The 2697-nt window shown below is 74.0% G+C and carries 2 protein-coding genes and 1 pseudogene; all 3 read left to right on the plus strand.

The genetic code is table 11. The annotated features are described in order from the left end of the window. Positions 1 to 232 precede the first annotated feature (232 nt). Positions 233 to 1978, plus strand: a complete 1746-nt coding sequence (locus tag ACFW2E_RS44840; RefSeq protein WP_384477371.1) for a GAF domain-containing protein — start codon at positions 233 to 235, stop codon at positions 1976 to 1978. Positions 1979 to 2085: 107 nt separating this feature from the next. Then, positions 2086 to 2241 (plus strand): hypothetical protein, encoded by a 156-nt coding sequence (locus ACFW2E_RS44845; protein WP_384477374.1) that lies wholly within the window; start codon positions 2086 to 2088, stop codon positions 2239 to 2241. A gap of 42 nt (positions 2242 to 2283) precedes the next feature. Beyond that, a pseudogene (locus ACFW2E_RS44850) lies at positions 2284 to 2697 on the plus strand (hypothetical protein); the annotation flags it as partial.

Below are 2697 nucleotides of genomic sequence, written 5' to 3' on the forward strand. Positions count from 1 at the left end.
CGCCGCGCCCGCGGGGTGGGGGGGGGGGCGCCGGCCCCCCCTCGCGGGGGCGCCCCCCCCCCCCCCCCCCGACCCCCCCCCCCCGGCGGGGGCCCCCCCCCCCCCCCCGGGGCGACCGGCGCGGTGTCGGCGGCCTGCCGGATCCGGTACCGTCCTGCGCCGCCGGCCGTTACCGTGGCACATGACCGGACCGGTCCGTGTCCGTGAGCAGAGGGGACCGGGAGGAACGCAGGTGGGAAGCCCCGACGAGGCCCGGGTACGGCTGCCGCAGCTGAGGCTCGACGAACTGCTGGAGGAGCTGCAGGCCAGGCTGGACGCGGCCCGCGGTACCCGCGACCGGGTGCACAGCCTGCTGGAGGCGGTCCTCTCGGTCGGGCGGGAGCTCGACCTGGAGCAGGCCCTGCACAGCATCGTCGAGGCCGCCGCCGTACTCGTCGACGCCGAGTACGCGGCACTCGGCGTGATCGGGCCCGACGGCAAGCGGCTGTCGGCCTTTCACACGGTCGGCGTCACCGAGGAGGAGATCGCGCGGATCGGGCCGTATCCGGAGGGCCACGGCATCCTGGGCGAGCTGATCCGCGACCCCGAGCCGCTGTGCCTGGCCAAGATCTCGGAGCACCCGGCGTCGTACGGCTTCCCGCCCCACCACCCGCCGATGAACTCCTTCCTCGGCGTCCCGATCCGAGTGCGCGACCAGGTCTTCGGGAATCTGTACCTGACCGAGAAGCGGGGCGGCGGGCAGTTCGACGAGGAGGACGTCTCGGTCACCCAGACGCTGGCCGTGGCGGCCGGTGTCGCGATCGACAACGCCCGTCTGTACGCGGAGTCCCGGCTGCGCGAGCGCTGGCTGCGGGCCAACGCGGAGATCACCCAGAGCCTGATGTCGGGGGCCGAGCGCACCGAGGCCCTCGGTCTGATCGCCGTACGCGCCATGGAGATCACCGGCGCCGCCCTGGCCGTGGTCGCGATGCCCATGGCGGACACCGACGCCCTGACCGTGGAACTGGCCCTCGGACAGGAGGCGGAGGCCCTGCGGGGGCTGGTGCTGTCCGAGGGGGACAGCCTGATCGGCGAGGCGTTCACCAGCGCCGCGGCCGTCACCAGCGAGGACGTCACCCACGACGCGCGCGTCCCGGCCGGGCCGCCGGAATCCGCCGGGCTCGGCCCGTCGGTGGCGGTCCCCATCGGGACCGGCGAGGGCGGTGTGCGCGGTGTGGTCCTGCTGGTCCGGGAGGCCGGAGCGGTGCCGTTCTCGGACAAGGAGACCGAGCCCCTGCAGGTTTTCGCGGCCCAGGCGGCCATCGCCATGGAGCTGGCGGAGCGGCGCCGGGACGCGGAGCAGATCGCGGTGCTCCAGGACCGCGACCGGATCGCCCGCGATCTGCACGACCTGGCGATCCAGCGGCTGTTCGCCACCGGTATGACACTGCAGAGCGCGGGGCGTTTCATCGAGCACGCGGAGGCGTCCGAGCGGGTGCTGCGGGCCGTGGACGACCTCGACGAGACCATCAAGATCATCAGGTCCACCATCTTCGGCCTGCGGGCGCGCGAGGGCACGGCCGGCACCGGACTGCGCGCCCGGGTCGTACGGGCGGTGGGCGAGGCGGCGTCCGTGCTGGGATTCGCCCCCAGCGTGCGCATGGAGGGTCTGGTGGACACCGAGGTGCCGCGGGACATCGCCGATCACGCGATCGCGGTCCTCTCCGAGGCCCTGACGAACGTCGCCCGGCACGCCCGCGCCGCCCGCGCCGACGTGGCCCTCACGACCGACGGACGCGAGCTGCGCCTGATGGTCACCGACAACGGCATGGGGATCCCGTCCGGCGGCCGGCGCAGTGGGTTGCGGAACATGGAGGAGCGGGCCGAGCAGCTCGGCGGCCGTCTCGAGTTGCGCAGTCCCGACGATGGAGGTACCACGCTGGAGTGGCGGGTACCGGTGGCCCGGACGGACGGTCACGGCACCGCCGACGCGACATAGATGCCGGACGGCGGACCGGCCGGGGCCGTTCGGACTATGCACTCGGCGCGCTTCTGTCGGAAGCTGAAGATGTCGTACGACGGCACCTGACCACTCTGGAGGTCGCCATGCACGGCACACGGTACGCCGGGGGTGCGCTCGCCGTGCCCGACGGCGTCCTGCCACGGGCCGGTGACGTCCGTGGCACCACGTTCACCGGACCGCGCCGCCACGCGGACCTCGACCCCGGCCTTGCGGCGCCCGAAAGAGCCCGGACGGCCTGAGATTCCGAGGACGGCCGGAGCGCGGGAAGGAGGCGACGGCCGATGGCGAGGACACGTCGTACGAGGAGAGCACGTCGTGCGAAAGCCGACGGCGGGTGGTTCCGGCGCTGGCGCTGGCGGTGGCGGAGCAACCCGCTCCGGCGACGCAGCGACACCGTCGAGGCCTGGATCGTGCTCGCCACCTGGATCCTCGCGCTCGTGGGCGGAATCATCGCGGGCGCGCTGGCGGCAGTGATGGTGGACGGGAACCTTGCCGCGCGGCGCGCGGAGGTACACCCCGTCTCCGCGGTGCTGACCAGGGACTCGGTGGACGCCGTGCCCGCGGCCGGCGGCTACGACGACAGCAGGGTGTGGGCGACGGTCCGCTGGACCGCCGCGGACGGCTCCGTGCACACCGACCGCGCGAAGGTCACCCCCGGCATAGCCGCCGGCTCCCGGGTCACCGTATGGACGGTC

The organism is Streptomyces sp. NPDC058964, assembly GCF_042741275.1.
Classification (GTDB): domain Bacteria; phylum Actinomycetota; class Actinomycetes; order Streptomycetales; family Streptomycetaceae; genus Streptomyces.